Below are 23,561 nucleotides of genomic sequence, written 5' to 3' on the forward strand. Positions count from 1 at the left end.
GCCCGCGTTCAATTGCGGGTGGGGGTTGTTTTTGTGGCTGTAGAGGCCATATTGCGAAAGCGTTTGCCTTGGCATTTCGATGTGGTATAGGCGGCGAGGATTACCGAGGGTTCCTTTTGGGTGCGCTTGGGGATGCCGGGGAACCGGTGCGATAGCCGCCCTAAGGGGCACAACTAGAGACCTGTCTTTCCCGACAGGTTATGATCACAGGGCCGATGGCCCCTGACGAGATGAGGAATTGACATGAGCGACGTCGCAGACCGCGTAAAAAAGATCGTTGTAGAGCACCTGGGTGTTGAAGAAGACAAAGTGACTGAAAACGCTTCGTTCATCGACGATCTGGGCGCAGACAGCCTGGACACTGTAGAACTGGTTATGGCCTTCGAAGAAGAGTTCGGCATCGAAATCCCTGATGACGCAGCCGAAACCATCCAGACTTTTGGCGACGCAGTGAAATTCATCACTGAAGCTTCTTAAGTACGCATCCTTTTGGGTGAATGAGAGAGCCTCTGCGGCATCGCAGGGGCTCTTTTTTTGTGTGTTATGCTTGGCTGGGTCGGTTTCGACGGGCATCAGGTCGTGATCGCGCGTACTTTGGCATGACCATCTGCTGTTACGTTTCTGACCCAAGTGGGACCACTTTTGGCCCTGTCTTGTCTGGGAGATAACGATGATTGTATATCCAACAATTGAGTTGAAAGACGGAAAATGTGTGTCTTTGACACGTGGACGACTTGAGGAACCTGTCATTTGGCATGTGGATGTCGTCAAGACCGCAAAAGACTTTGCTGCGGCTGGGGCCAGTTGGCTTCACATCACCGATCTGGATGCGGTTGCCGGAGATGGCAATAACGATACGCTGATCGAAGAGATTATTCGAACGGCGCCTTTGTCGGTGCAATTGGGCGGCGGGTTTCGAACAAGAGATCGCGTTGAACACTGGATTGAAGCCGGTGTGGGCCGCGTCGTCATTGGAACCCTTGCCGCTTTGGACCACGAGCTGGTGATGGAGTTGGCGCAGCGGTATCCCGACCAGATCGTATTGGCCGTTGATATCTATCAGGGGCAGGTCATGACAGATGGTTGGCGCAACCCGGGCGCATGGGCACCAGAAGATTATGTGAAAGCATATGACAACGTCCCGCTTGCGGGCGTGATTGTGACCGACATCGACGCCGATATCGAAGATCAGGATGCGCAGTTGGGGGTGATTTCAAATCTGGCAGCCCATACTCGCCATCCTGTCATTGCGCGGGGAACCGTCCGCACGGCAGATGACGTTTCGCGTCTCAAGTATGTTGCCAACATTAGCGGTGCAATTGTTGGGCGGGCGTTGTTCTCGAAAGATGTCGACCTTGGTGAGGTGCTGAAGTTGGCCCAACCTGAGCCAGAAACAGTGGCGAGTTTCTTGTAAGTTTGGTGATCTCACCAGAAATAGGTGCCCGAAATCGGGTTTCGGGCACCCTTTGATCTGCGCGGAAGCTGACTGATTGATCGTCATGGACTTGCCCCCATATGCCAAGGCGGGGTATGAGCGGACAAGAACATGAAGAAAGGGCAGCAATATGCGTCGAGTGGTCGTAACAGGGCTTGGAATGGTAACCCCGCTAGCAAGCGGAGTCGAAGAAAGCTGGACACGGATTCTGGATGGCCAATCTGGCGCTGGCCCGATTACGCGATTTGACCCGGAGCGGGTTGCCACCAAATACGCGTGTGAAGTTCCATATGGAGACGGCACAGACGGCACCTTCAATCCTGATGACTGGATGGCCCCCAAAGAACGCCGTAAAGTGGATGATTTCATCCTGTACGGCGTGGCGGCTGCGCAGCAGGCGGTGGAAGATTCTGGATGGACGCCAGAAGCGCAGGACGATTTGGAACGCACAGGGGTGATGATCGGCTCTGGCATTGGCGGGCTGCAATCGATTGAGCAAACCACATTGTTGTTGGCTGAAAAAGGCCCGCGCCGCGTGTCGCCTTTCTTTATTCCAGGTGCTTTGATCAACTTGATTTCCGGTCAGGTCAGCATCAAGTACGGTTTCAAAGGCCCGAACCATGCGGTTGTGACCGCGTGTTCAACCGGCGCGCATGCCATTGGTGATGCGGCGCGTTTGATCGCGAGCGACGATGCGGATGTGATGGTCGCTGGTGGCGCCGAGGCCGCAATTTGTGAAATCGGCATCGCTGGGTTTAACGCCTGTAAGGCTTTGTCGACGTCCCGCGCCGATGATCCAAAATCAGCAAGCCGTCCGTATGACACCGATCGCGACGGGTTTGTGATGGGCGAGGGTGCAGGCATTGTGGTTCTGGAAGAATATGAACACGCCAAAGCCCGTGGTGCAAAAATTTACGCCGAAGTTCTGGGATATGGATTGTCTGGCGATGCGTATCACATCACCGCACCATCCGAGAGTGGCGAAGGTGGGGAGCGGTCCATGCGGGCAGCCCTCAAGAAAGCTGGACTAGAGCCAAAAGACATTGATTATATCAATGCACACGGTACATCGACGATGGCAGACACCATCGAGCTTGGCGCGGTTGAGCGGATGATGGGCGATGCTGCTGGCAAGGTGACCATGTCGTCAACAAAATCGATGACGGGGCACTTGTTGGGTGCTGCTGGGGCTATCGAGGCGATTTTCTCGATCTTGGCCATCCGAGATCAAGTTGCGCCTCCGACGATCAATCTGGACACACCGGCTGTGGACACAGCCGTTGATCTGGCCCCGAACGCCAAAGTCGAGCGCGAAATTAATGTGGCATTGTCAAACTCGTTTGGGTTTGGTGGCACGAACGCCTCGGTTCTGTTCGGAAAGGTTGGCTGATGTGGCGCCATATTGCTTCGAACGCGATCACGATGTTGATCGTGGCTGTGTTTATGTTGGGCGCAGTGATTCTTTGGGGCAAATCGCAATACACTGCTGAGGGGCCACTTGCAGCGCCTGTGTGTCTTAAGGTCGAACGCGGATCAAATATGAACCGCGTGTCGCAGTCATTGGAAGGCATGGGGGCCATTCGCAGTGCCCCCCTGTATCGCATTGGCGCAGATTACACGGACAAGAGTGATAAGCTTAAGGCTGGATCCTTTTTGGTGCCTGCCGGGGCTTCGATGGAGCAAATTGCCGATATCGTGACCAAAGGCGGCGCAAGCACCTGTGGTACTGAAATCGTGTATCGTATTGGCGTGACCCGCCAAGGGGTTCAGGTGCGTGAACTGGATCCGCAGACCAATCGTTTTGCAGAGGTCGCGTCTTTCAACCCTGCTGAGGGTGAAGCGCCGGCAATCTATCGCGAGATGCGCCAACAAGGTGATACGCGCTATCGGATTTCTGTGGCTGAAGGTGTGACCAGCTGGCAGGTCGTGGATGCCCTGAGCAAAATCGACCTTTTGAAAGGCGATGTCGAGGTGCCCGCCGAAGGCAGCCTGGCGCCTGATAGCTATGAGGTGCGCGTTGGCGACACCCGTGCGGATGTCATCCAGAGAATGCAGGACATTCAGTCTGTTTTGATCGCAGCCGCTTGGGAAGGGCGATCCGAGAACACGCCGCTTTCGTCTCCTGAAGAATTGTTGATTCTTGCGTCGATTATTGAAAAAGAGACGGGTGTTCCCGAAGAACGTCGCATGGTGGCCAGTGTGTTCACCAACCGGCTTGAAAAGGGCATGAAGCTTCAGACCGACCCGACGGTCATCTATGGCGTGACCAAGGGAGAAGGTGTGCTTGGCCGCGGGTTGCGTCAAAGCGAACTGCGTCGGGAAACGCCTTGGAACACCTATGTCATTCCGGGCCTTCCTCCAACACCGATTGCCAACCCAGGCAAGGCCAGTCTTGAGGCCGCGGTTCACCCTGAAGATACCGAGTATGTATTCTTTGTGGCTGATGGTACGGGAGGGCACGCGTTTGCAGCGACGCTGGCCGAGCACAATCGGAATGTCGTGAAATGGCGTAAGATCGAAGCGGAGCGCGCCAAGCAATAAGGTATGATCCTTGGATCAATCAGCGATACCAGAAGGCGGCACAATGTGTCGCCTTTTTTGCTGTGTATGTCTGAGTGTCATGGCAAAGTTGCCGATGGCCGACCGTGCGGCGCTTTAATCTCATTGTGAAATTGTCGCCCTAAGGTGATCCCGTGCTGGATGACAAGAGGCGGCCTGCATCAAGCTGGGTCGCTTTTTATCACTCGTGTGGAGGGGCCACCACCCATGAGAGGCAACGAGCAAAAATGAGTATTTTTAATCCGCCGACGGGCGAGTCTCCGCTGGACCGAGAAGTTGCCCATGTCAGGGGTCTTCTTCTTGGGGTCACCGATGCGTTGTCAGCGCTAAGTGACAAGCTGAGGCATGGCGATGTCAAAGTGAGCGCCGACACAGGCAAAGTTCTTGCCGAGTTGCGTCACACGATCCGGATGGCGATAGACACGGAGAACCGCTTTGAGGACCGCCGCAAACAGCAAGAGGGCGTCGCGCACTCTTACAAACTTGAACTCGAAACAGCCCGATCTTCGATCGGGCGCCGTTTGGCTCGCTTGCGCGCCGCAAGCGGTTCGTGACGAGTTTCTAAATTCTCTGGACGAGGGAGAGCTTTTGGCTCTCCCTTATCTGTTTGATTTTTGGGCGTTCGATCACCAACTGCCGCCTGACGGCGATTGGAAAGCATGGGTGATCCTTGGAGGACGCGGGGCAGGTAAGACCCGCGCCGGATCCGAGTGGGTGCGTATGATGGTCGAAGGTGATGGGCCGTTAGATGTCGGGAATGCACGGCGCGTGGCTTTGGTTGGAGAAACGATCGAACAGGTGCGCGAAGTCATGGTGTTCGGCGATAGTGGGATTTTGGCTTGTTCGCCGCCTGATCGCATGCCGCGCTATGAGGCAGGGCGCAAACGGCTTGTCTGGCCGAACGGGGCTGTGGCTCAGCTGTTTTCTGCCCACGATCCGGAAGGGTTACGCGGACCGCAATTTGATGCGGCCTGGGTGGATGAGTTGGCTAAATGGAAGAAAGGCGCGGATGCCTGGGACATGTTGCAATTTGGTTTGCGGCTTGGCGACAATCCTCAGGTGTGTGTCACAACAACCCCGCGCAATGTTGGGGTTCTAAAGGAATTGCTGGCGCGTGCATCTACTGTGGTGACGCACGCCGCGACTGAGGTGAACAAAGCGTTTCTGGCAGAGAGTTTCTTGCGTGAAGTGCAGCAAAAATATGCCGGGACGCGTCTGGGGCGCCAAGAGCTTGAGGGCGTGTTGTTGGACGATGTTGAGGGTGCGTTGTGGACGACGGCCATGCTGGAGCGGCAGCGTAAACAAAACACGCCAGAGCTTGATCGCATTGTCGTGGCGGTTGATCCGCCCGTGACAGGGCATGCGGGGTCAGACGAATGCGGCATTCTTGTTGTTGGCGTCAAGATGACTGGCGATATCGGGGATTGGCAAGTCTATGTGCTGGAAGATGCCACTATTCGTGCCGCAAGCCCCACAGCTTGGGCCCATGTCGCGGTCGCCGCGATGGATAGCTGGAACGCAGATCGGCTTGTGGCTGAGGTCAATCAAGGCGGCGATCTTGTGGCCGAAGTGATCCGACAGGTCGATCCCAATGTGCCGTACAAAGCAGTGCATGCCGCCCGTGGCAAGGTCGTCAGGGCCGAGCCTGTTGCCGCGCTGTATGAACAGGGGCGTGTGTTCCACGTGGGAGATCTGGGCGCGCTGGAAGATCAGATGTGCCAGATGTCATTGCAGGGCTTCCAAGGCAAAGGTAGCCCTGATCGGGTTGATGCGTTGGTGTGGGCCATTCACGAGCTGGTGATTGAGCCATCTCAAAACTGGCGTCGCCCGCAAGTGCGCGGGTTGTGATTTCATTCACCTGAGCGGCCCACCGCACGGTGGCATGATCGGGAATTAACAAAGTTGTTGGATAACGGGTCTTGTCCAGACGGGCAAAGGTCGAACGGACAGAAACCACGAGGAGCGGCAGATTATGGTATTTGATTTCTTTCGGCGCGGCACAGCATCAGCACCCGAGCAAAAGGCCAGTGCAGCAGGTCCAGTGGTTGCGTATCATAGTGCAGGGCGTGTCGCCTGGAGCCCGCGTGATACAGTGTCATTGACGAAAACCGGGTTCACCGGAAATCCCGTTGGATATCGGTCGGTCAAATTGATTGCCGAAAGTGCTGCTGCGTTGCCATTGGTGCTTCAGGATGGGGAGCAGCGGTTTGAAACTCACCCGTTGCTGAGCCTTTTGACATCTCCAAATCCAGCGCAAGGCAGAGCGGAGCTCTTTGAATCTTTGTACGGGCAGTTGCTGCTTTCGGGAAATGGTTATGTTGAGGCTGTGGCGGCAGAGACAGGTGTGCCACTCGAGTTACATGTTTTGCGGTCAGATCGCATGAGTGTCATTCCGGGCACTGACGGGTGGCCCATTGGCTATGAATACACCGTGAATGGGCGCAAACATCGGTTTGATTTGGGCAAGGGCGCTGCGATTTGCCATGTGCGAAATTTTCATCCGCAGGATGACCATTACGGATTTTCTCCGATGCAAGCGGCCGCGATGGCGGTGGATGTGCACAACTCTGCATCAAGATGGTCCAAAGCATTGTTGGACAACGCCGCGCGCCCGTCCGGTGCGATTGTATATCGCGGCGCAGATGGAAGCGGATCGTTGTCGAGCGACCAATATGACCGGCTGGTCACTGAAATGGAGTCGCAGCATCAAGGGGCGCGGAATGCGGGGCGGCCAATGTTGCTTGAGGGCGGGCTGGATTGGAAACCCATGGGTTTTTCACCAAGTGACATGGAGTTTCAGAAAACCAAAGAGGCCGCCGCGCGTGAAATCGCATTGGCCTTTGGGGTGCCGCCGATGCTTCTGGGGATTCAGGGGGATGCGACTTATGCGAATTATCAGGAAGCCAATCGCGCGTTTTACCGTTTGACGGTGTTGCCGCTGGCGACGCGTGTCGCGGCGGCGGTGGGGACGTGGTTGTCTGAGTTGAGTGGCGATGATGTTGTGTTGAAGCCTGATTTGGATCAGGTGCCCGCGTTGGCTGCGGAGCGGGATGCACAATGGGCGCGCGTCCAGTCCGCCGAATTTTTGAGTGAGGCCGAAAAACGAAGATTGCTGGGGTTGCCCGCACGCTCGGATGGCCCGACGGCTGACGGTGCACATGGTGCTGCGGATGGCTGAAAAACGCTATGGATTTGAACAGTTTGACTGTGCGCCGGCACTGCGACTTGAGGCGCACGAGAGGGTGGCGAAACTACATATTGATAGTTTGAACCGCCGTTTGGACAAAACAGAAGAAATAATGGAACGCATGGAAAAACGTCTTTGGTTGACCGTCTATGGTGTGGTCGGTGTGATCTTGGCACAAGCGTTTCAGGGGCTTTTGAATGCGGCGCCTTGAGCGGCGAGAAGGGTGAATTATGGAACATGAAACCGAATTGGAACGCAAGTTTGCGCGCATCGGAGATGGCCTGAGGTTACAAGACGGCGCTGTGATTGAAGGCTATGCCAGTTTGTTTGATGCCAAAGATCAAGGCGGTGATGTCGTGCAGCAGGGCGCATACCAAAAGTCATTGCGCGCCCTGTCAGGCGCGGGGCGGGCGGTTAAGATGTTGTGGCAACATGATCCGGCGCAGCCCATCGGAATTTGGGACGAGGTGCGCGAAGATGGCCTGGGGCTTTGGGTCAAGGGGCGTCTTTTGCAAGATGTCGAAAAGGGCCGCGAGGCAGCGGCGTTGATCGGAGCGGGCGCAATTGATGGTCTGTCGATTGGATATCGAACGGTACGGGCCAAAAAGGATGACAAGGGCCAGCGGCTCTTGCAGGAACTGGAGCTTTGGGAGGTGTCGCTTGTGACGTTTCCAATGCTGCCCAGTGCGCGGGTATCTGCAAAAGGGGACGACCCAAATGCAGATATCTGGCGGGAAATGGCGGCGGCCTTTGAGGGTGCCCGTCAAGAGCTAGGGCGCGGATAAGCCTTAGTAGCAACTCACACTTTGAGGACAAATGGATGGGTAAGACCGAGACAAGGGCTCGGGCCGGAGAAGCTGTGTCTCCTGCGGCCGAAGTGAAGTCGGCAATGACGGGTTTTGTAAACGACTTCAGAGACTTCAAGGAAAATCTTAATTCTAGAATGACCAAACAGGAAGAGCGACTGATTATGCTTGATCGAAAAACACAGACGTTTGCAGCGCGCCCTGCGCTTGCTGGTACATCAGATTTTGAAGCACCGCATCAAAAGGCGTTTAACGCCTATTTGCGCTCAGGCGAAGATGACGGATTGCGAGGACTTGAATTGGACGGCAAGTCGATGTCGACTGCTGTCAATTCTGACGGTGGGTATCTGGTAGATCCGCAAACAGCGGACTCTGTCAAATCGGTATTGAACACAACTGCTTCAATCCGGGCGGTGGCCAATGTGGTCAACGTCGAGGCTGCTTCGTTCGACGTGTTGATTGATTCAACAGAGGCAGGCGCAGGTTGGGCAGATGAAACCACCGCAACTGGGGAAACCGGGACACCCCAAATCGAGCGCATCACGATTCCGTTGCACGAGTTGTCGGCGTTGCCCAAGGCATCGCAGCGCCTGCTGGATGACAGTGCATTTGATATTGAGGGATGGCTTGCAGGTCGTATTGCCGACAAGTTTTCTCGCGCCGAGGCCGCAGCGTTTGTGAATGGTGATGGCGTTGATAAGCCGAAAGGGTTTCTAAGCCATACTTTTGTCGACAATGATGTTTGGTCTTGGGGCACGCTAGGGTATGTGCCCTCTGGTCTTGATGGTGGCTTTGATGGTGCCGATGCCATCGTTGACTTGGTCTATGCGTTGGGCGCCGAGTATCGTGCCAACGGGACCTTTGTGATGAATTCGAAAACGGCTGGGACCGTGCGAAAACTCAAAGATGCGGATGGCCGGTTTTTGTGGTCGGATGGTCTTGGGGCAGGAGAGCCAGCGCGTTTGCTCGGATATCCCGTGCTGATTGCAGAAGATATGCCTGATATTGCATCAGATGCGGCGGCGATTGCCTTTGGTGACTTTGGTGCAGGGTATACTGTGGCCGAGCGTCCCGATCTGCGCGTTCTGCGCGACCCCTTTAGCGCGAAACCGCACGTGCTTTTCTATGCTACGAAACGCATTGGTGGGGATGTCAGCGATTTTGCTGCGATCAAATTGCTGAAATTCTCGGTCGCCTAAATCGATCGGGATGACAGAGATGATTTGGATCATCTCTGTCGGGCGTACACCTGTTTTTTTTGCGTTGTCTGGCTGTCCCCTCCGTTCGAGTGGCGCAAATGGTGTACGCCCGTCCCTGCGGAGGGCCGTATTTATCGGAGTTTTTCCATGATGTTAGTCGAAGAGACCTCTGTGCCATCCGAGGCGCTACCGGTCGCAGAATTCAAGGCTCACCTGAGGTTGGGAAGCGGGTTTTCCGATGACACCCTGCAGGACGGCGTTTTGGAGAGCTTTTTGCGGGCGGCCATGGCTGCGATTGAGGCGCGCACTGGCAAGGTGCTGATAACAAGAACGTTTTATTGGTCCTTGATGATGTGGCGTACACCGCAAGGGCAATCATTGCCGATCGGGCCAGTCGTCGAAATTCAAAGCGTGACGCTTGCGGATCGTTTAGGAGAAGAGGTTGTCGTCGCACCAAGTGCCTATCGGTTGATACCTGATCAGCAGCGCCCCCAGTTGCGCCCTGTGGCCGGAGATCTGCCCCGCATTCCTAAGCACGGGCAGGTTGGTATTCGAATGGTCTGTGGGTTTGGCGCAAACTGGAGTGATATTCCTGCAGATTTGCAGCAGGCTGTGTTGTTGCTTGGGGCGCATTATTACGAATATCGCGACGAAACCGCGCTCAGCGGCGGCTGTATGCCCTTTGGTGTAACAAGTCTGATCGAGCGGTATCGCCCTGTGCGCATGGGGGTGTCGTCATGAAACGTGTGCATCTCTCGCGAAAATTGGTGCTGGAGGCACCAGAACGGATGCCAGACAGTGCCGGCGGTTTTGTCCAAAGCTGGGAACCGCAGGGTGTTGTTTGGGCGCAAATGTCTGCACGTACCGGCCGCACGCGGGATGGCGGGGACGTGTCCTTGGCATCTGTCGGGTATCGGATTGTTGTGCGGGGGGCTGCGCGTGGCACACCCTCTCGACCGGAACCTGGCATGCGATTTCGTGAGGGCTTGCGGGTGTTTTCCATTCAGGCTGTTGCCGAGCACGAGCCGAGCGGACGGTATCTGACCTGTTTTGCCCGCGAGGAGGTGTCAGTATGAGCTATGCGATCTCTGCGGCCCTTCAGGAAGCTGTTTTTCTACGACTGAGTTCTGATCCGGACATCTCTGCGCTTGTGGGAACCGCCATATATGACGCAATTCCAAGCGGATCCGTGCCAGAAACCTATGTCAGTTTAGGGGCGGAAACGGTTTTGGATCGGTCCGATCAAACGGGCACGGGTGCCGAACATCGATTGACGATTTCGGTGATCACGAACCAAAGCGGGTTTGCAACCGCCAAAATATTGGCTGGGGCGATCAGCGATCGTTTGCACGACGCCGACCTAGGCTTGCAACGCGGTCGCTTGGTGTTTCTCAAATTTGATCGTGCTGCTGCCAAGCGGGCAGGCAGTGCCAACCAGCGACGTATTGACATGAGATTTCGCGCGCGCGTGGAAGACAACGTTTAACAATCGGAGTGATTACTATGGGTGCTCAAAACGGAAAAGATCTTTTGATTAAGGTGGATTTGACGGGGGATGGCCAGTTCGAAGCCATCGCGGGCCTGCGGGCGACGCGCGTCAGCTTTAATGCGGAAACGGTGGATGTCACAAGTTTGGAAAGCCAAGGCGGCTGGCGGGAACTTTTGTCTGGTGCTGGGGTCAAATCCGCATCGATTTCAGGATCAGGTGTGTTCAAAGATGCGAATACGGATGAACGGGCTCGTCAGATATTTTTTGATGGGGAGACACCCGCATTTCAGGTGATTATTCCCGATTTTGGTGTGGTCGAAGGCGCGTTCCAGGTTTCTGCTCTTGAATATGCGGGCACGCACAACGGCGAAGCCACTTACGAGCTTTCGATGGCATCGGCAGGTGCTCTGACATTTGTGGCGCTATGAGCATGGCCAATCCATGGGCAGGTGAAGTGAGCCTTGAGATGGATGGCAAATCTCATGTGCTCAAGTTGACACTTGGCAGCTTGGCCGAACTTGAGGCCGGGTTGGCCAGCGGATCATTGGTCGACTTGGTTCAACGGTTTGAAAGCGGGGGCTATTGCACGCGCGATGTCTTGGCGTTGATTGTGGCCGGATTGCGCGGTGGCGGTTGGCAGGGGACTCCAGAGGATATTTTGACTGTTGAAATCACGGGGGGGGCCATGCAGGCCGCGCGGGTGGCAGCACAGTTGTTGGCGCGGGCATTTTCGGTTCCGGACGTGGCCACATGAGCACATTTGACTGGCCAGAGCTGATGCGTGCCGGCTTGCAGGGGCTTCGGCTAAAGCCGCAAGAGTTCTGGGCTCTGACCCCTGCGGAACTGCGTGTGATGCTTGGGCAAGGCGCGTCGTCTGGCGCGCTGTCCCGGGAAGGGTTTGAAGACCTTCTTGCGGCATTTCCGGATAAGAGGAAGGAATAGAACATGGCTGAAGGTGACGGCATTGCCGAGTTTGAAGCTCAGGTTGACGCGCTTGAGGTGACGCTGGGTCAAACAACCAGTGTAGCGGCGAATTTTGATACCGAATTGCGTAGCGTGCGTCAGTCTTTGAGCGCAACGGGGCAGGATGTCAAAACGCTAGAGAAAGGCCTGAGCAGGGGCTTGCGCAGGGCTTTTGATGGTGTGGTCTTCGACGGGCAGAAGCTGTCGGATGCGCTTGAAGATGTTGCCCGATCTTTGATGAATACGGCTTATAATGCGGCTCTTAAACCGGTGACGGATCAGGTAGGCGGCGTGATCGCGAACGGGATCGGAACCTTGGTGCAAGGAATTATGCCATTCGAAAAGGGCGGAAGCTTTGCGCAGGGACGTGTCATGCCGTTTGCGAACGGTGGGGTTGTTTCGGGGCCGACCATATTCCCGATGCGGGGTGGCACAGGGCTTATGGGGGAGGCAGGCCCCGAGGCCATTATGCCGCTTGGCCGTGGCGCAGACGGCAAGCTTGGCGTGCGTGCATCTGGTGGCGGCCCTGTGAACATCGTCATGAATATTTCAACGCCTGATGCGGCGAGCTTCCGCAGATCTCAAGGTCAGATTGCCGCGCAAATGGGGCGCGCAATTGGACGTGGTCAACGCAACCGATAAACACAAAGGAGATGTCGCATGGCATTTCACGAGGTACGCTTTCCAGCCAGTCTTAGTTTTGGATCGGTCGGAGGACCGGAACGGCACACAGATGTCGTGACATTGGCCAATGGATATGAAGAGCGCAACACCGCATGGGCGCACTCGCGGCGTCGATACGATGCCGGGGTTGGCATGCGGTCACTGGATGATATCGAGACACTCATTGCATTTTTCGAGGCTCGTCGCGGTCAGCTGTTTGGGTTTCGGTGGAAGGATTGGTCAGACTACAAAACCTGTAAGGCGTCGTCCGAGGTGGGGTATCGTGACCAAGTCGTTGCGCTTGGTGATGGGGTAACGACGCGGTTTTCTCTTCAGAAAATGTATTTGTCCGGTGAACAACGGTATGAGCGTCCGATTTCCAAGCCAGTTTTGGGAAGTGTGCGCGTGGGGGTTGAGGGCGATGAAATGCAAGAAGGTGTTCATTTCGACGTAGATACCGCGCGCGGACTTATTGTGTTTGCGCATGCTCCGGATGCCGGGCGGCAAATCACGGCAGGTTTCGAATTTGACGTTCCTGTGCGGTTTGACACAGATCGTATTCTGACAAGTGTCGCCAGCTTTCAAGCCGGGGATGTCCCAAATGTGCCGGTGGTGGAGGTCAGAGTCTGATGGGCGTTCAAGCCGCGCTAGAAGCGCATCTGAAGAGTGGCTTGACCACAGTTGCCCGTTGTTGGGGCATTGAGCGCACGGATGGGTGCAAATTTGGATTTACCGATCATGATCTTGACCTGTCCTTTGAGGGCCACGTGTTTAAAGCGCAGACGGGTTTGACATCTACTGCATTGGAACAGTCGACGGGTCTGTCGGTCGACAATACAGAAGCGATGGGGGCGCTCAGTGATGCCAGTGTGAGCGATGCTGATATAGAGGCCGGGCGTTTTGATCAGGCCCAAGTGTTTTGTTGGTTGGTGAATTGGTCCGATGTTTCAGAGCGGACTTTGATGTTTCGCGGAACAATTGGCGAGCTGCGTCGCGCAGGTGGTGCCTTTCATGCAGAGCTTCGCGGATTGACCGAGGCGCTGAACCGTCCCCTGGGGCGTGTTTTTCAAAAGCCATGTACCGCCGTTTTGGGCGACAGTTGCTGTGGCTTTGATCTGACGTCTACAGGGTATTCTGATCTGAGACCCGTTGACGACGTGTCTGAAAATCGCATTTTTCGATGGAGAAATTTGTCAGGTTTTGCCCCAGGGTGGTTTGAACGCGGGCGTTTGACGGTGCAAAGCGGAGACGCCAAAGGATTGAAACAAACCATCAAACAAGATCGGATTGAAGGCGAGATACGGATCATTGAACTGTGGGAACCGATACGCGCCAGCATCACGTCCGACGATCAGGTTCTGCTTGAGGCAGGATGTGATAAGCGCCATACAACTTGCCGCTTCAAGTTTAACAACATTCTGAATTTCCAAGGATTTCCCGATATTCCGGGCGAAGATTGGATGATGTCTTATCCACGCCAAGCCGGTGAAAATTCGGGTGGAAGCTTACGATGACCTGTGCTGTGGTTGATATCGCGCGCCATTGGATTGGTACGCCATATTTGCACCAAAGTGCCTGTCTGGGGGCCGGATGTGATTGTTTGGGTTTGATACGGGGGGTCTGGCGAGAGCTGCTGGGTGCTGAACCTGAACCTGTCCCCGCATACAGTATGGACTGGTCAGAGCCGCAACAAGACGAGGTCCTGTGGCGCGCAGCTGAACGATGGTTGGTGCCCAAAGATGTGCATGCCGAAGCAGCCGGTGATGTTTTGCTGTTTCGCATGAGAGACGGCGGCATCGCCAAACATCTTGGGATCACGGCACAAGTTGGTCCGCATGCCAGCTTTATCCACGCATACTCGGGGCATTCGGTCACTGAAAGCCCTCTGAGTTATCCGTGGCGTCGCAGAATTGCGGCACGATTTGAATTCCCAAAGGAGAAAATCTAATGGCGACGCTCTTATTGTCGGCTGCTGGGGCAGCCATTGGTGGTTCACTTGGCGGGACACTTGCTGGGGTCTCTTCGGTTGCGATTGGGCGCTTGGTGGGCGCGACGCTGGGGCGATCTGTCGATCAGGCCATTATGGGGCAGGGGTCGGAAGTGGTCGACAGTGGTCGCGTGGATCGGTTCCGCATCACGGGAGCCGCAGAAGGCAGTGCGGTACCGCAACTTTATGGGCGCATGCGTTTGGGTGGACAGGTGATCTGGGCCACGCAATTCACCGAGACGGTTGCCACGTCCGGCGGCGGTAAGGGGGCCGCGCCACAACCGCAGGTGCGCGAACACAGCTATTCGGTGTCACTGGCGATTGCGCTTTGTGAAGGTGAAATTTCACGTGTCGGGCGGATTTGGGCCGATGGTGTTGAGATATCCGCGCGTGACCTAAATATGCGGGTCTACAAAGGTGAGCGGGAGCAACTGCCTGATCCGCTTATTGAGGCGGTCGAGGGTACCGGAAGCGTACCAGCCTATCGTGGAACCGCATATGTCGTCATGGAGAACGTCCAGCTTGCCCAGTTTGGCAACCGCATCCCCCAATTCTCATTCGAAGTTGTGCGACCAGCCCCGAAGGACCTGGCGGCCTCCGAAGGAGAAATTGCGCATGCGGTGCGGGCCGTGGCGTTGATGCCTGGTACGGGAGAATACGCATTGGCCACCACGCCGGTGCATTACTCGAACGGGCCTGGCCAAAACTGGAGCGCGAACGAAAATACACCCTCTGGCGAGACAGATTTTCGCGCGTCGCTTACCGCGATGGATGATGAATTGCCAGCGTGTGACGCGGTGTCTTTGGTTGTCAGCTGGTTTGGCAATGATTTGCGATGCGGTACGTGTACAATTCAGCCCAAGGTCGAGCGTTCAGATACTGAGGGCGTCAATATGCCATGGTCGGTGGCGGGCATGACGCGCAGTGGGGCACAAGAAATTGCACGCGTTGCTGATCGTCCGATTTACGGTGGAACCCCGACCGATTTATCGGTGGTTCAAAGTATTCAGAGCATGGCGGCCGCGGGCAAAGAGGTGATGTTCTATCCTTTTGTTTTGATGGATCAATTGTCTGAAAATGGTCTTGCCGATCCATGGAGTGAAGCGGGGGATCAGCCCGTGTTGCCGTGGCGTGGTCGTATCACAACGTCCAAGGCGCCAACGCAATCCGGCACTTCGGACGGAACGCCGCAAGCCGAGAGCGAAGTCGAGGCATTCTTTGGGACGGCGGATGCGTCAGATTTCAATATTTCTGGCGAAACGGTTCAGTATTCGGGCCCTGCAGAATGGCGGTATCGTCGGTTTATCCTGCATTATGCGGCCTTGTGCAAAGCTGCGGGGGGCGTGTCGGCATTTTGTATCGGGTCTGAAATGCGAGGCCTGACACAAATTCGCGGATCAGGTGGGCAGTTTATTGCTGTTGAGGCGCTGCGGGATTTGCTTGTGCAGGTGCGCGCGATTCTTGGTCCTGATACAAAAATTGGCTATGCGGCAGACTGGTCCGAGTATTTTGGCTATCACCCTCAGGATGGAACAGGAGATGTCTATTTTCATCTTGACCCTTTGTGGGCTGACGAAAACATAGATTTCGTCGGGATTGATAACTATATGCCCCTGTCCGACTGGCGTGATGGCGCAGATCACGCGGATGCACACCAACGCAGCATTTACGACATCGACTACTTGCGGGGCAACGTCGCAGGCGGCGAAGGGTATGATTGGTATTACCATTCCCAAGAGGCACGAGAGGCTCAAATCCGAACACCTATTCAAGACGGCGCACATGGTGAAGATTGGTTGTTTCGCTATAAAGACATTGCGGGCTGGTGGCGCCATGCGCACCACAACCGCATCAACGGCACGAGGCAACAAGAGGCCACTGCGTGGGTTCCCGAGTCTAAACCGGTGTGGTTTACGGAACTTGGCTGTGCGGCGGTAAACAAGGGGACCAATCAGCCCAACAAGTTTCTCGACACAAAATCGTCTGAAAGTGCGCTGCCTCGGTATTCGGATGGGCGCAGGGATGATGCCATCCAACAGCAATATATTCGGGCGATGACATCGTATTGGGCGCAAGACGCGCACAATCCTATCTCGGTTCAGTATGGTGCGCCGATGGTCGATATGGCGCGGGCATTTGTCTGGGCTTGGGATGCACGACCATATCCGCATTTTCCAAACAATCGCGGACTTTGGAGTGACGGGGAGAACTATGCGCGGGGGCATTGGATCAACGGGAGAAGTGGTGCGCGCAGCCTTGCATCGGTGGTGGCGGAAATCTGCGCGCGTGCGGGGGTGTTGTCGTATGATGTCTCTGGGTTGCACGGGGTTGTACGCGGCTATGCTGTTGATGATATCAGCGATGCGCGGGCCAGTTTGCAGCCATTGATGTTACAACATGGGTTTGATGCGATTGAACGGGATGGCACGCTTGGCTTCGCGATGCGAGATGGATCGAATGTCAGAGAATTGGCGCTCGAGACGCTGGCGATCTCTGCTGAACTTGAAGGCGATATTGAAAAGACACGTGGTGCAGACGCTGAAACGGCTGGGCGCGTGCGGGTTCAGTTTGTTCAAGCTGATGGTGACTTTCAAACCCTTAGCGAAGAAGCCATCTTGCCGGATGAGGCCACGCATGCCGTTGCCACAAGTCAACTTCCATTGTCTATCACGCGTGTTGAAGGCAGACAGGTTGCTGAACGTTGGCTGGCAGAAGCAAGATTGGCACGCGAAGGTGTGCGCCTGGCCTTGCCGCCATCAAATTGCGGGATCGGAGCAGGGGATACTGTTTCATTGCCGGAACAGGGGGGGCGTGGGCTGTATCGCGTGGATCGTGTGGAGCAGGGTCCACATCAAATGCTCGAGGCGGTCCGTATTGAACCTACAGTCTATGAACCTGCAGGATATGATGACGACCTTGTGTCGCTAAAGCCCTTCGTGCCACCTGTACCGGTTTTGCCTCAGTTTATGGATCTGCCGTTGTTGACGGGGGACGAAATACCTCATGCACCACATCTGGCAATTTCGGCAAAACCCTGGCCTGGTAGTGTGGCAGTATATGATGCGTACGACGATTCCGGGTATCGGCTTAATCAGGTGGTGACAGCCCGCGCCACACTTGGTCATACGCAGACGCAAATGGTCGCGGCACAAGCCGGTCGGTGGGACTTAGGAGATGCCCTACAAGTCAAGCTTGTGTCAGGCGCGTTCGAGAGCATCAGCCAAGACGCGGTGCTTGCTGGTGGGAACCTTGTCGCCATCGGCGATGGAAGTGCAGAGAATTGGGAGCTGTTCCAGTTTCAGGATGCGCAATTGGTTGGACCGGATACGTGGTGGTTGACCCGTCGCTTGCGGGGGCAACTCGGGACCGATGGCTTGATGCCAGCAGTCTGGCCCGAGGGGTCTGTGGTGGTCTTGATGGAATCCAGCATGAAACAGATCGATCTGGCCAGCTCGACCCGCAACACAGCACGTCATTTCCGCATAGGTCCGGCCGCGCGCGGGTATGATGATCCGTCATATGTGCACAGGCAAGAGGCATTCCCCGGTGTCGGACTACGGCCCTATACGCCTTGTCATCTATCTGCGACGCCCTCGGCCGAAGGTACGGCAATTTCGTGGGTGCGTAGAACGCGGCGTGATGGCGACAGTTGGGACACTCCGGATGTTCCGCTGAATGAAGAATCCGAAAAATATCTGGTACGGGTGATCCAAAATGGCACTGTGAAACGAGAGGTCACTGCTGTGCAGCCATATTGGACCTATTCTGCTGCACATCAGGCCCAAGACAATCTGAGCGGCTCATTTCAAGTTCAGGTGGCGCAGATGTCGGCCAGCTTTGGGCCGGGTTTGTTTGCCACACTTAACATTGCGGCATAGCCCCATGCGCCGTGTCATGCATGGAGATATTGTGACGGCTGCGCGCGCGCTGCTGTCGGTACCTAACGAGCAGCGTCGCGCGCTATGTCGGTGTCTGATCCAAAATGCGGATTTCGCACATCGGTATTTCAAGCGGTTCGGTCGGTCTCACCAGTCTTGGGGGGACGGATCGCTCATGCTAGCGGCCTCGAAACGGCCATTGGCAGTGGAACCCGATTTTTCGGACAGCACCTATTGCAGATGCGTGGCCATGGTTCTGAACGAGCTTCTTACATGGCGAGACAGGCGCCAGATCACCCGGATGCGCAGCTAATACAAAGCCTGACCGACGGATCAAATTCCAGTCGTTTTCTTGCAATGTCATCTCCGCAGGTGTCGCAATATCCAAATTCACCCGCGCTGAGGCGCTCAAGCGCTTTGTGCAACGCCGAGATTGAGGCGTCTCGTCGGGATTGTTGTGCTTTGGCCATTGCCTGAGACTGAAGCGCGTCCATGCGGCTCAGTCGGCCGACGGATTGCTGGTCAAGTGTCACGATGGCTTGCCCATCGTGGCCCAGCCGGTTTTCTTCTTCCAACGTGGCCAGATGTTGTTGAATAAGCGATTGAAAATAGAGTCTGTCGTTCACATTCACGTTGGTGATCTTCCTTTCACAGCTTTGAATTTGCAGCAGAATGCCTATCTGGTGTAGTCTAAGGTCAACAGAGGATAGACTGCTATGGCTGAAACGCGCGCAAAAATTACCGAAATTGATCCTGTTTGGCAGAGAATCTCTGCTGAAGCAGAGCAGGCGGTTCGTGATGAACCCATGATGGGTGGGTTGGTGCATGCCTGTGTGCTGCATCACAAAACGTTGGAGCGGGCCTTGTCCTATCGGTTTGCTGCCAAGCTGTCTTCTAACGAGATGTCGATGGTTATTCTGCGTGATATTGCAGACGAGGCATTCGCATCTGACCCGTCGCTTGCTGAGGCGGCGCGCGCTGATTTGATGGCGGTGCAGGATCGCGACCCTGCGTGTCACCGATTGTTACAGCCAATTCTGTATTTCAAAGGCTATCAGGCGATGCAGGCATATCGCATTGGGCATTGGCTTTGGAAACAAGGGCGGTTGGATTTGTCCTATTTCATTCAGATGCGTACATCCGAAATTTTCGGGATCGACATTCATCCGGGTGCACGTATTGGCAAGGGCATCATGATTGACCACGCGCATTCCATTGTGATCGGGGAAACTGCGGTGGTGGGCGACAATGTGTCGATGCTGCACTCAGTGACGCTTGGCGGGACCGGAAAAGAAGAAGAAGACCGTCATCCCAAAATTGGCGATGGTGTGTTGATCGGCGCCGGTGCCAAAGTGTTAGGTAACATCCGCGTCGGCCATTGCAGCCGTATTGCGGCAGGGTCGGTCGTGCTGGAAGAAGTGCCGCCCTGTTCCACTGTGGCTGGTGTGCCTGCCAAGATCGTTGGAGAAGCAGGCTGCGATCAACCCGCGGTTCAAATGGATCAAATCCTGAACCATTAATCGCGACCATCAAGATAGACAAAAAGCCCTGCAGCGTGTTGCAGGGCTTTTTGTTTGGTTGTTAGACCAACATCGTCAGCGGATTCTCAAGGTTTTCGACAATTGCTTGCAGCAACTGTGCACCCAGTGCACCGTCAATCACGCGGTGATCTACGGATAGGGTCACAGACATCACGGTCGCTGCTTCGAGCGTCCCATCAGACCCGACAACCGGCTTTTTCACGCCAGCCCCAACCGCCAGAATGGCCCCGTGGGGTGGGTTGATGACCGCATCAAAGTTGTCGATCCCAAACATACCAAGATTGGAAATCGCAAAGCTGCCGCCCTGATATTCGTGCGGTGCAAGCTTGCGATCACGCGCGCGGCCTGCAAGGTCTTTCATTTCGGCCGAGAGTGCGGACAACGACTTTGTATGTGCGTCCTTGAGGACGGGCGTGAACAGCCCTCCGTCAATGGCCACAGCCACGGCAACATCTGATGGCACAAGCCGCAAAATGCGGTCTTTGGCCCAAACCGCATTGGCATCCGGAACCGACTGAAGCGCCAGCGCACAGGCCTTGATGATAAAATCATTCACTGACAGTTTGATCTTACGGCTGGCGAGTTGTGCGTTTAGATCACTGCGGAATGCCAACAATGCATCAAGCCGGATGTCACGCCGCAGATAAAAATGCGGAATTGATTGCTTGGCTTCGGTCAGGCGTGCGGCGATGGTTTTGCGCATCCCGTCCAGCGGCACTTCGACATAGTCTCGATCTTCATACATCCGCGCCACGGTTTGCGCATCGGGGCCCATCGCCATTTGCGGGGCCGATTGCGGGGTACTCGGCGGCGGTGTGGGCGTTTGCGATGCACTTGGGGCAGGGGGTGTTCCCGTCCCTGTCGCTTGGGCGTTTTCCACGTCCGCCTTAACAATGCGCCCACGCGGGCCCGATCCAGAGATCTGGGACAGGTCCAGCCCCCGATCAGCGGCGATGCGTTTGGCCAGAGGTGACGCAAAAATCCGTGAACCGCTTGCTGCGACAGGCGCAACAGAAGGGGCTGTAGACGTCGACGGAGATGTGACTTGGGGTGTTTCGGGTGTCGCGCTTTGGGGTGCCGGAGCTGTGGTGGCGGGCACCGCATCCGCGTCTTCGCCTTCTTCTAGAAGAACTGCGATTGGGGCGTTCACCTTGACGCCTTCGGTGCCCTCGGCCACCAAGATCGTGCCAATCACACCTTCGTCGACGGCCTCGAATTCCATCGTGGCCTTGTCGGTTTCAATTTCGGCGATGATGTCACCAGAAGATACCGTATCCCCTGCTTTCACCATCCATTTTGCCAATGTGCCCTCTTCCATTGTGGGCGACAGGGCGGGCATGAGAATTTCAATAGCCATTGCATGCGCCTCCTTAGCGATAAGTGACTTGTTTCACAGCGGCGATGACGTCGTCTGTGGTGACCAAGGCCAGTTTTTCAAGGTTGGCAGCATACGGCATTGGGACGTCTTTGCCGGTACAGTTGATCACCGGCGCGTCTAGATAATCAAACGCCCGTTCCATGATGGTGGCCGACAGGTGATTGCCAATGGAACCGACAGGCCACCCTTCTTCTACGGTCACACATCGGTTGGTTTTCATGACGGATGCCAGCACCGTGTCATAGTCGATCGGCCGAAGCGTGCGCAGGTCGATGACGTCGGCTTGAATGCCGTCTTGTGCCAGTTGCTCGGCGGCTTCCAGCGCATATTGCATGCCGATGCCAAAGCTCACGATTGTGACGTCGTCCCCCTCGCGCCAGACGCGTGCCTTGCCAAATGGCACCGTGAAATCATCCAACTCTGGCACGTCAAACGTGCGGCCGTACAGGATTTCGTTCTCTAGGAAGATGACCGGGTTTGGGTCTCGAATGGCCGATTTAAGCAACCCCTTGGCGTCCGACGCACTATAGGGCATCACAACCTTGAGACCGGGAATTTGGGCATACCATGCGGCATAGTCTTGTGAATGCTGTGCACCCACACGCGCAGCGGCCCCGTTTGGACCGCGAAACACCATCTGTGCGCCCATTTGCCCACCCGACATATACAGTGTTTTGGCCGCTGAATTGATAATGTGGTCAATGGCTTGCATGGCAAAGTTAAACGTCATGAATTCGACGATGGGTTTCAGACCACCAAACGCGGCCCCAACAGCAATTCCTGCAAACCCGTGTTCGGTGATCGGGGTGTCAATCACACGCTTGCTGCCAAATTCATCCAACATGCCTTGGCTGATCTTATAGGCCCCTTGGTATTCTGCGACCTCTTCGCCCATCAAAAAGACGTCATCATCTGCACGCATTTCTTCAGCCATCGCGTCGCGCAAGGCTTCGCGGACCGTTTGTTGCTTTAGCGGCGTGCCCTCTGGCCAATCCGGTTCGACAACGATTGATACCGGCGTTGCTGGGGTGGCCACGGGGGCAATAGGTGTCTCGGGTGCGGTTGCGATCTGTTGCGCAACAGGCGCGTTTGATTGTGGTTCGGCACCAGCTTCTTCGCCATCCTCAAGCAAGGTCGCGATGGCGGTGTTCACAGCCACATGTTCTGTGCCTTCTGCCACAAGAATATGGCCGATGACGCCGTCATCAACGGCCTCGAACTCCATCGTGGCCTTGTCGGTTTCAATTTCGGCAATGATGTCACCAGAAGATACCGTATCCCCTGCTTTCACCATCCATTTTGCCAATGTGCCTTCTTCCATCGTCGGCGACAGGGCGGGCATCAAAATTTCAATAGCCATCTTTCCTAACTCCTCTGTCTGTCTCAGGCGTAAATATCTGTCCACAGCTCTTCGACTGCGGGCAAGGGGCTTTCTTTGGCGAATTCAGCCGAGGCATTGACCACAGCCTTAATCTCTTTGTCGATGGCCTTAAGGTCGTCTTCGTTGGCGTGTTTTCCGTCCAGCAACAAGTGGCGCACATGGTCGATCGCGTCGCGTTCTTCGCGCATCTTTTGAACCTCTTCGCGGGTGCGATACTTGGCGGGGTCCGACATCGAATGCCCCCGATAGCGATAGGTCTTGACCTCGAGGATATACGGGCCTTTGCCCGCGCGGCAATGCGCGACGGCGCGTTCGCTGGCATCTTTGACGGCGAGAACATCCATGCCATCTACGGCTTCGCCGGGAATACCAAATGCTTCTCCGCGTGTGTGAATGTCAGGCGTGGAGGTTGATCGTTTCTGGGCGGTTCCCATGGCGTACTGATTGTTTTCAATGACAAAAATCACCGGCAAATCCCAAAGCGCGGCCATGTTAAAGGTCTCGTACACCTGACCTTGGTTGGCGGCCCCATCCCCAAAATAGGCAAATGTCACACGGCCATTGTCTTTGTATTTGTCAGAAAAGGCCAAACCCGCCCCCAGCGGCACCTGAGCGCCGACAATGCCATGCCCGCCATAGAAATGCGCCTCTTTGCTGAACATATGCATCGACCCCCCCTTACCTTTGGAGTAGCCGCCTTCGCGTCCGGTCAATTCGGCCATCACCCCGTTGGGGTCCATGCCACAGGCCAGCATATGTCCGTGATCACGATAAGAGGTGATGCGTTTGTCGCCGTCTTCGGCGGCGGCCTCGAGCCCAACAACGACGGCTTCTTGGCCGATGTAGAGATGGCAAAAGCCCCCTATCAACCCCATGCCATACAATTGTCCGGCTTTTTCCTCGAACCGCCGGATCAACAACATTTCGCGATAGAACTTAAGCAATTCCTCGCCGGATGTTTTGGTCTTTTTGGCCTTGCTGGCAGGTTTTCTCGCAGCCATTCCAAGCCTCCCTGTGGATGAATAGTTTAGCGTTAAACAAAACCTAGCCGATCTCTCGGCCACAGGCGAGCGTAAATATTCCGAAACCTGCGGA

The 23,561-nt window shown here is 55.6% G+C and carries 27 protein-coding genes; 23 read left to right on the plus strand and 4 right to left on the minus strand.

Annotated elements, in window-relative coordinates; all coding sequences use genetic code 11:
* Positions 1–243 precede the first annotated feature (243 nt).
* The 22 genes from FAP39_RS08620 (at position 244) to FAP39_RS08720 (ending at position 18,479) form a co-directional block, all read left to right on the plus strand.
* Entirely contained in the window at positions 244–477 is a 234-nt protein-coding gene (locus FAP39_RS08620) for an acyl carrier protein (RefSeq protein WP_028091986.1), read from the plus strand.
* A 193-nt stretch (positions 478–670) separates the two neighbouring features.
* Positions 671–1,414 carry a 1-(5-phosphoribosyl)-5-[(5-phosphoribosylamino)methylideneamino]imidazole-4-carboxamide isomerase gene (locus FAP39_RS08625; RefSeq protein WP_138015998.1) on the plus strand — a complete coding sequence of 248 codons (744 nt, stop codon included), beginning with the start codon at positions 671–673 and terminating at the stop codon, positions 1,412–1,414.
* A 151-nt stretch (positions 1,415–1,565) separates the two neighbouring features.
* Positions 1,566–2,825 (plus strand): beta-ketoacyl-ACP synthase II, encoded by a 1,260-nt coding sequence (gene fabF / locus FAP39_RS08630; protein WP_138015999.1) that lies wholly within the window; start codon positions 1,566–1,568, stop codon positions 2,823–2,825.
* Complete coding sequence (gene mltG / locus FAP39_RS08635; protein ID WP_138016000.1) at positions 2,825–3,976, plus strand: endolytic transglycosylase MltG; 1,152 nt, start codon at positions 2,825–2,827, stop codon at positions 3,974–3,976. The genes fabF and mltG overlap by 1 nt, the downstream gene beginning before the upstream one ends.
* Positions 3,977–4,221: 245 nt before the next feature.
* Positions 4,222–4,548, plus strand: coding sequence for a hypothetical protein (locus tag FAP39_RS08640; RefSeq protein WP_138016001.1), 327 nt, complete (start codon positions 4,222–4,224; stop codon positions 4,546–4,548).
* The gene (locus tag FAP39_RS08645; RefSeq protein WP_138016002.1) at positions 4,478–5,842 is read left to right on the plus strand and encodes a DNA-packaging protein; all 1,365 of its coding nucleotides are present in this window, start codon (positions 4,478–4,480) and stop codon (positions 5,840–5,842) included. Before FAP39_RS08640 ends, FAP39_RS08645 begins: the two co-directional genes overlap by 71 nt.
* A 124-nt stretch (positions 5,843–5,966) precedes the next feature.
* Positions 5,967–7,172: a phage portal protein gene (locus tag FAP39_RS08650; RefSeq protein WP_138016003.1), complete on the plus strand. Its 1,206-nt coding sequence runs from the start codon at positions 5,967–5,969 to the stop codon at positions 7,170–7,172.
* Positions 7,165–7,392: a GTA head formation protein, RCAP_rcc01685 family gene (locus FAP39_RS08655; protein ID WP_138016004.1), complete on the plus strand. Its 228-nt coding sequence runs from the start codon at positions 7,165–7,167 to the stop codon at positions 7,390–7,392. Before FAP39_RS08650 ends, FAP39_RS08655 begins: the two co-directional genes overlap by 8 nt.
* Positions 7,393–7,411: 19 nt before the next feature.
* A complete protein-coding gene (locus FAP39_RS08660) occupies positions 7,412–7,966 on the plus strand; it encodes an HK97 family phage prohead protease (protein ID WP_138016005.1) in 555 nt (184 codons plus the stop codon).
* A 35-nt stretch (positions 7,967–8,001) separates the two neighbouring features.
* Entirely contained in the window at positions 8,002–9,186 is a 1,185-nt protein-coding gene (locus FAP39_RS08665) for a phage major capsid protein (RefSeq protein ID WP_138016006.1), read from the plus strand.
* 147 nt (positions 9,187–9,333) lie between these two features.
* A complete protein-coding gene (locus FAP39_RS08670) occupies positions 9,334–9,927 on the plus strand; it encodes a head-tail connector protein (protein ID WP_138016007.1) in 594 nt (197 codons plus the stop codon).
* Positions 9,924–10,262, plus strand: a complete 339-nt coding sequence (locus FAP39_RS08675; protein ID WP_138016008.1) for a head-tail adaptor protein — start codon at positions 9,924–9,926, stop codon at positions 10,260–10,262. Before FAP39_RS08670 ends, FAP39_RS08675 begins: the two co-directional genes overlap by 4 nt.
* Positions 10,259–10,672: a DUF3168 domain-containing protein gene (locus FAP39_RS08680; RefSeq protein ID WP_138016009.1), complete on the plus strand. Its 414-nt coding sequence runs from the start codon at positions 10,259–10,261 to the stop codon at positions 10,670–10,672. The genes FAP39_RS08675 and FAP39_RS08680 overlap by 4 nt, the downstream gene beginning before the upstream one ends.
* Positions 10,673–10,689: 17 nt before the next feature.
* Entirely contained in the window at positions 10,690–11,103 is a 414-nt protein-coding gene (locus FAP39_RS08685) for a phage major tail protein, TP901-1 family (RefSeq protein WP_138016010.1), read from the plus strand.
* Between the two features lie 2 nt (positions 11,104–11,105).
* A complete protein-coding gene (locus FAP39_RS17510; protein WP_171006812.1) occupies positions 11,106–11,429 on the plus strand; it encodes a gene transfer agent family protein in 324 nt (107 codons plus the stop codon).
* On the plus strand, positions 11,426–11,617 hold the full coding sequence (locus tag FAP39_RS17515; protein ID WP_171006813.1) for a rcc01693 family protein: 192 nt from the start codon (positions 11,426–11,428) through the stop codon (positions 11,615–11,617). The genes FAP39_RS17510 and FAP39_RS17515 overlap by 4 nt, the downstream gene beginning before the upstream one ends.
* A 3-nt stretch (positions 11,618–11,620) precedes the next feature.
* A complete protein-coding gene (locus tag FAP39_RS08695) occupies positions 11,621–12,280 on the plus strand; it encodes a phage tail tape measure protein (RefSeq protein WP_138016011.1) in 660 nt (219 codons plus the stop codon).
* 18 nt (positions 12,281–12,298) lie between these two features.
* On the plus strand, positions 12,299–12,931 hold the full coding sequence (locus tag FAP39_RS08700) for a DUF2460 domain-containing protein (RefSeq protein WP_138016012.1): 633 nt from the start codon (positions 12,299–12,301) through the stop codon (positions 12,929–12,931).
* The gene (locus FAP39_RS08705) at positions 12,931–13,815 is read left to right on the plus strand and encodes a DUF2163 domain-containing protein (RefSeq protein WP_138016013.1); all 885 of its coding nucleotides are present in this window, start codon (positions 12,931–12,933) and stop codon (positions 13,813–13,815) included. Before FAP39_RS08700 ends, FAP39_RS08705 begins: the two co-directional genes overlap by 1 nt.
* Positions 13,812–14,249 carry a C40 family peptidase gene (locus FAP39_RS08710; RefSeq protein WP_138016014.1) on the plus strand — a complete coding sequence of 146 codons (438 nt, stop codon included), beginning with the start codon at positions 13,812–13,814 and terminating at the stop codon, positions 14,247–14,249. Before FAP39_RS08705 ends, FAP39_RS08710 begins: the two co-directional genes overlap by 4 nt.
* Positions 14,249–18,166, plus strand: a complete 3,918-nt coding sequence (locus tag FAP39_RS08715) for a baseplate multidomain protein megatron (protein ID WP_138016015.1) — start codon at positions 14,249–14,251, stop codon at positions 18,164–18,166. Before FAP39_RS08710 ends, FAP39_RS08715 begins: the two co-directional genes overlap by 1 nt.
* A 16-nt stretch (positions 18,167–18,182) precedes the next feature.
* Positions 18,183–18,479 (plus strand): DUF7742 family protein, encoded by a 297-nt coding sequence (locus FAP39_RS08720; RefSeq protein ID WP_246059027.1) that lies wholly within the window; start codon positions 18,183–18,185, stop codon positions 18,477–18,479.
* Here FAP39_RS08720 and FAP39_RS17770 read toward each other — a convergent pair.
* Complete coding sequence (locus FAP39_RS17770; protein WP_342777180.1) at positions 18,460–18,798, minus strand: TraR/DksA family transcriptional regulator; 339 nt, start codon at positions 18,796–18,798, stop codon at positions 18,460–18,462. The genes FAP39_RS08720 and FAP39_RS17770 overlap by 20 nt on opposite strands.
* Positions 18,799–18,882: 84 nt before the next feature.
* Here FAP39_RS17770 and cysE point away from each other — a divergent pair, with 84 nt between their 5' ends.
* On the plus strand, positions 18,883–19,686 hold the full coding sequence (cysE, locus tag FAP39_RS08730; protein ID WP_138016017.1) for a serine O-acetyltransferase: 804 nt from the start codon (positions 18,883–18,885) through the stop codon (positions 19,684–19,686).
* Positions 19,687–19,747: 61 nt separating this feature from the next.
* Here cysE and FAP39_RS08735 read toward each other — a convergent pair whose 3' ends face one another.
* Genes FAP39_RS08735 through pdhA form a run of 3 tightly spaced genes read right to left on the minus strand, consistent with a single transcriptional unit; the run spans position 19,748 to position 23,467 of the window.
* Entirely contained in the window at positions 19,748–21,064 is a 1,317-nt protein-coding gene (locus FAP39_RS08735) for a pyruvate dehydrogenase complex dihydrolipoamide acetyltransferase (protein ID WP_138016018.1), read from the minus strand.
* Between the two features lie 13 nt (positions 21,065–21,077).
* The gene (locus tag FAP39_RS08740; RefSeq protein WP_138016019.1) at positions 21,078–22,445 is read right to left on the minus strand and encodes a pyruvate dehydrogenase complex E1 component subunit beta; all 1,368 of its coding nucleotides are present in this window, start codon (positions 22,443–22,445) and stop codon (positions 21,078–21,080) included.
* A gap of 23 nt (positions 22,446–22,468) precedes the next feature.
* A complete protein-coding gene (gene pdhA / locus FAP39_RS08745) occupies positions 22,469–23,467 on the minus strand; it encodes a pyruvate dehydrogenase (acetyl-transferring) E1 component subunit alpha (protein ID WP_138016020.1) in 999 nt (332 codons plus the stop codon).
* Between the last annotated feature and the right edge of the window lie 94 nt (positions 23,468–23,561).

It is taken from the genome of Shimia litoralis, assembly GCF_005518135.1.
GTDB classification, from domain to species: Bacteria; Pseudomonadota; Alphaproteobacteria; order Rhodobacterales; family Rhodobacteraceae; genus Shimia_E; species Shimia_E litoralis.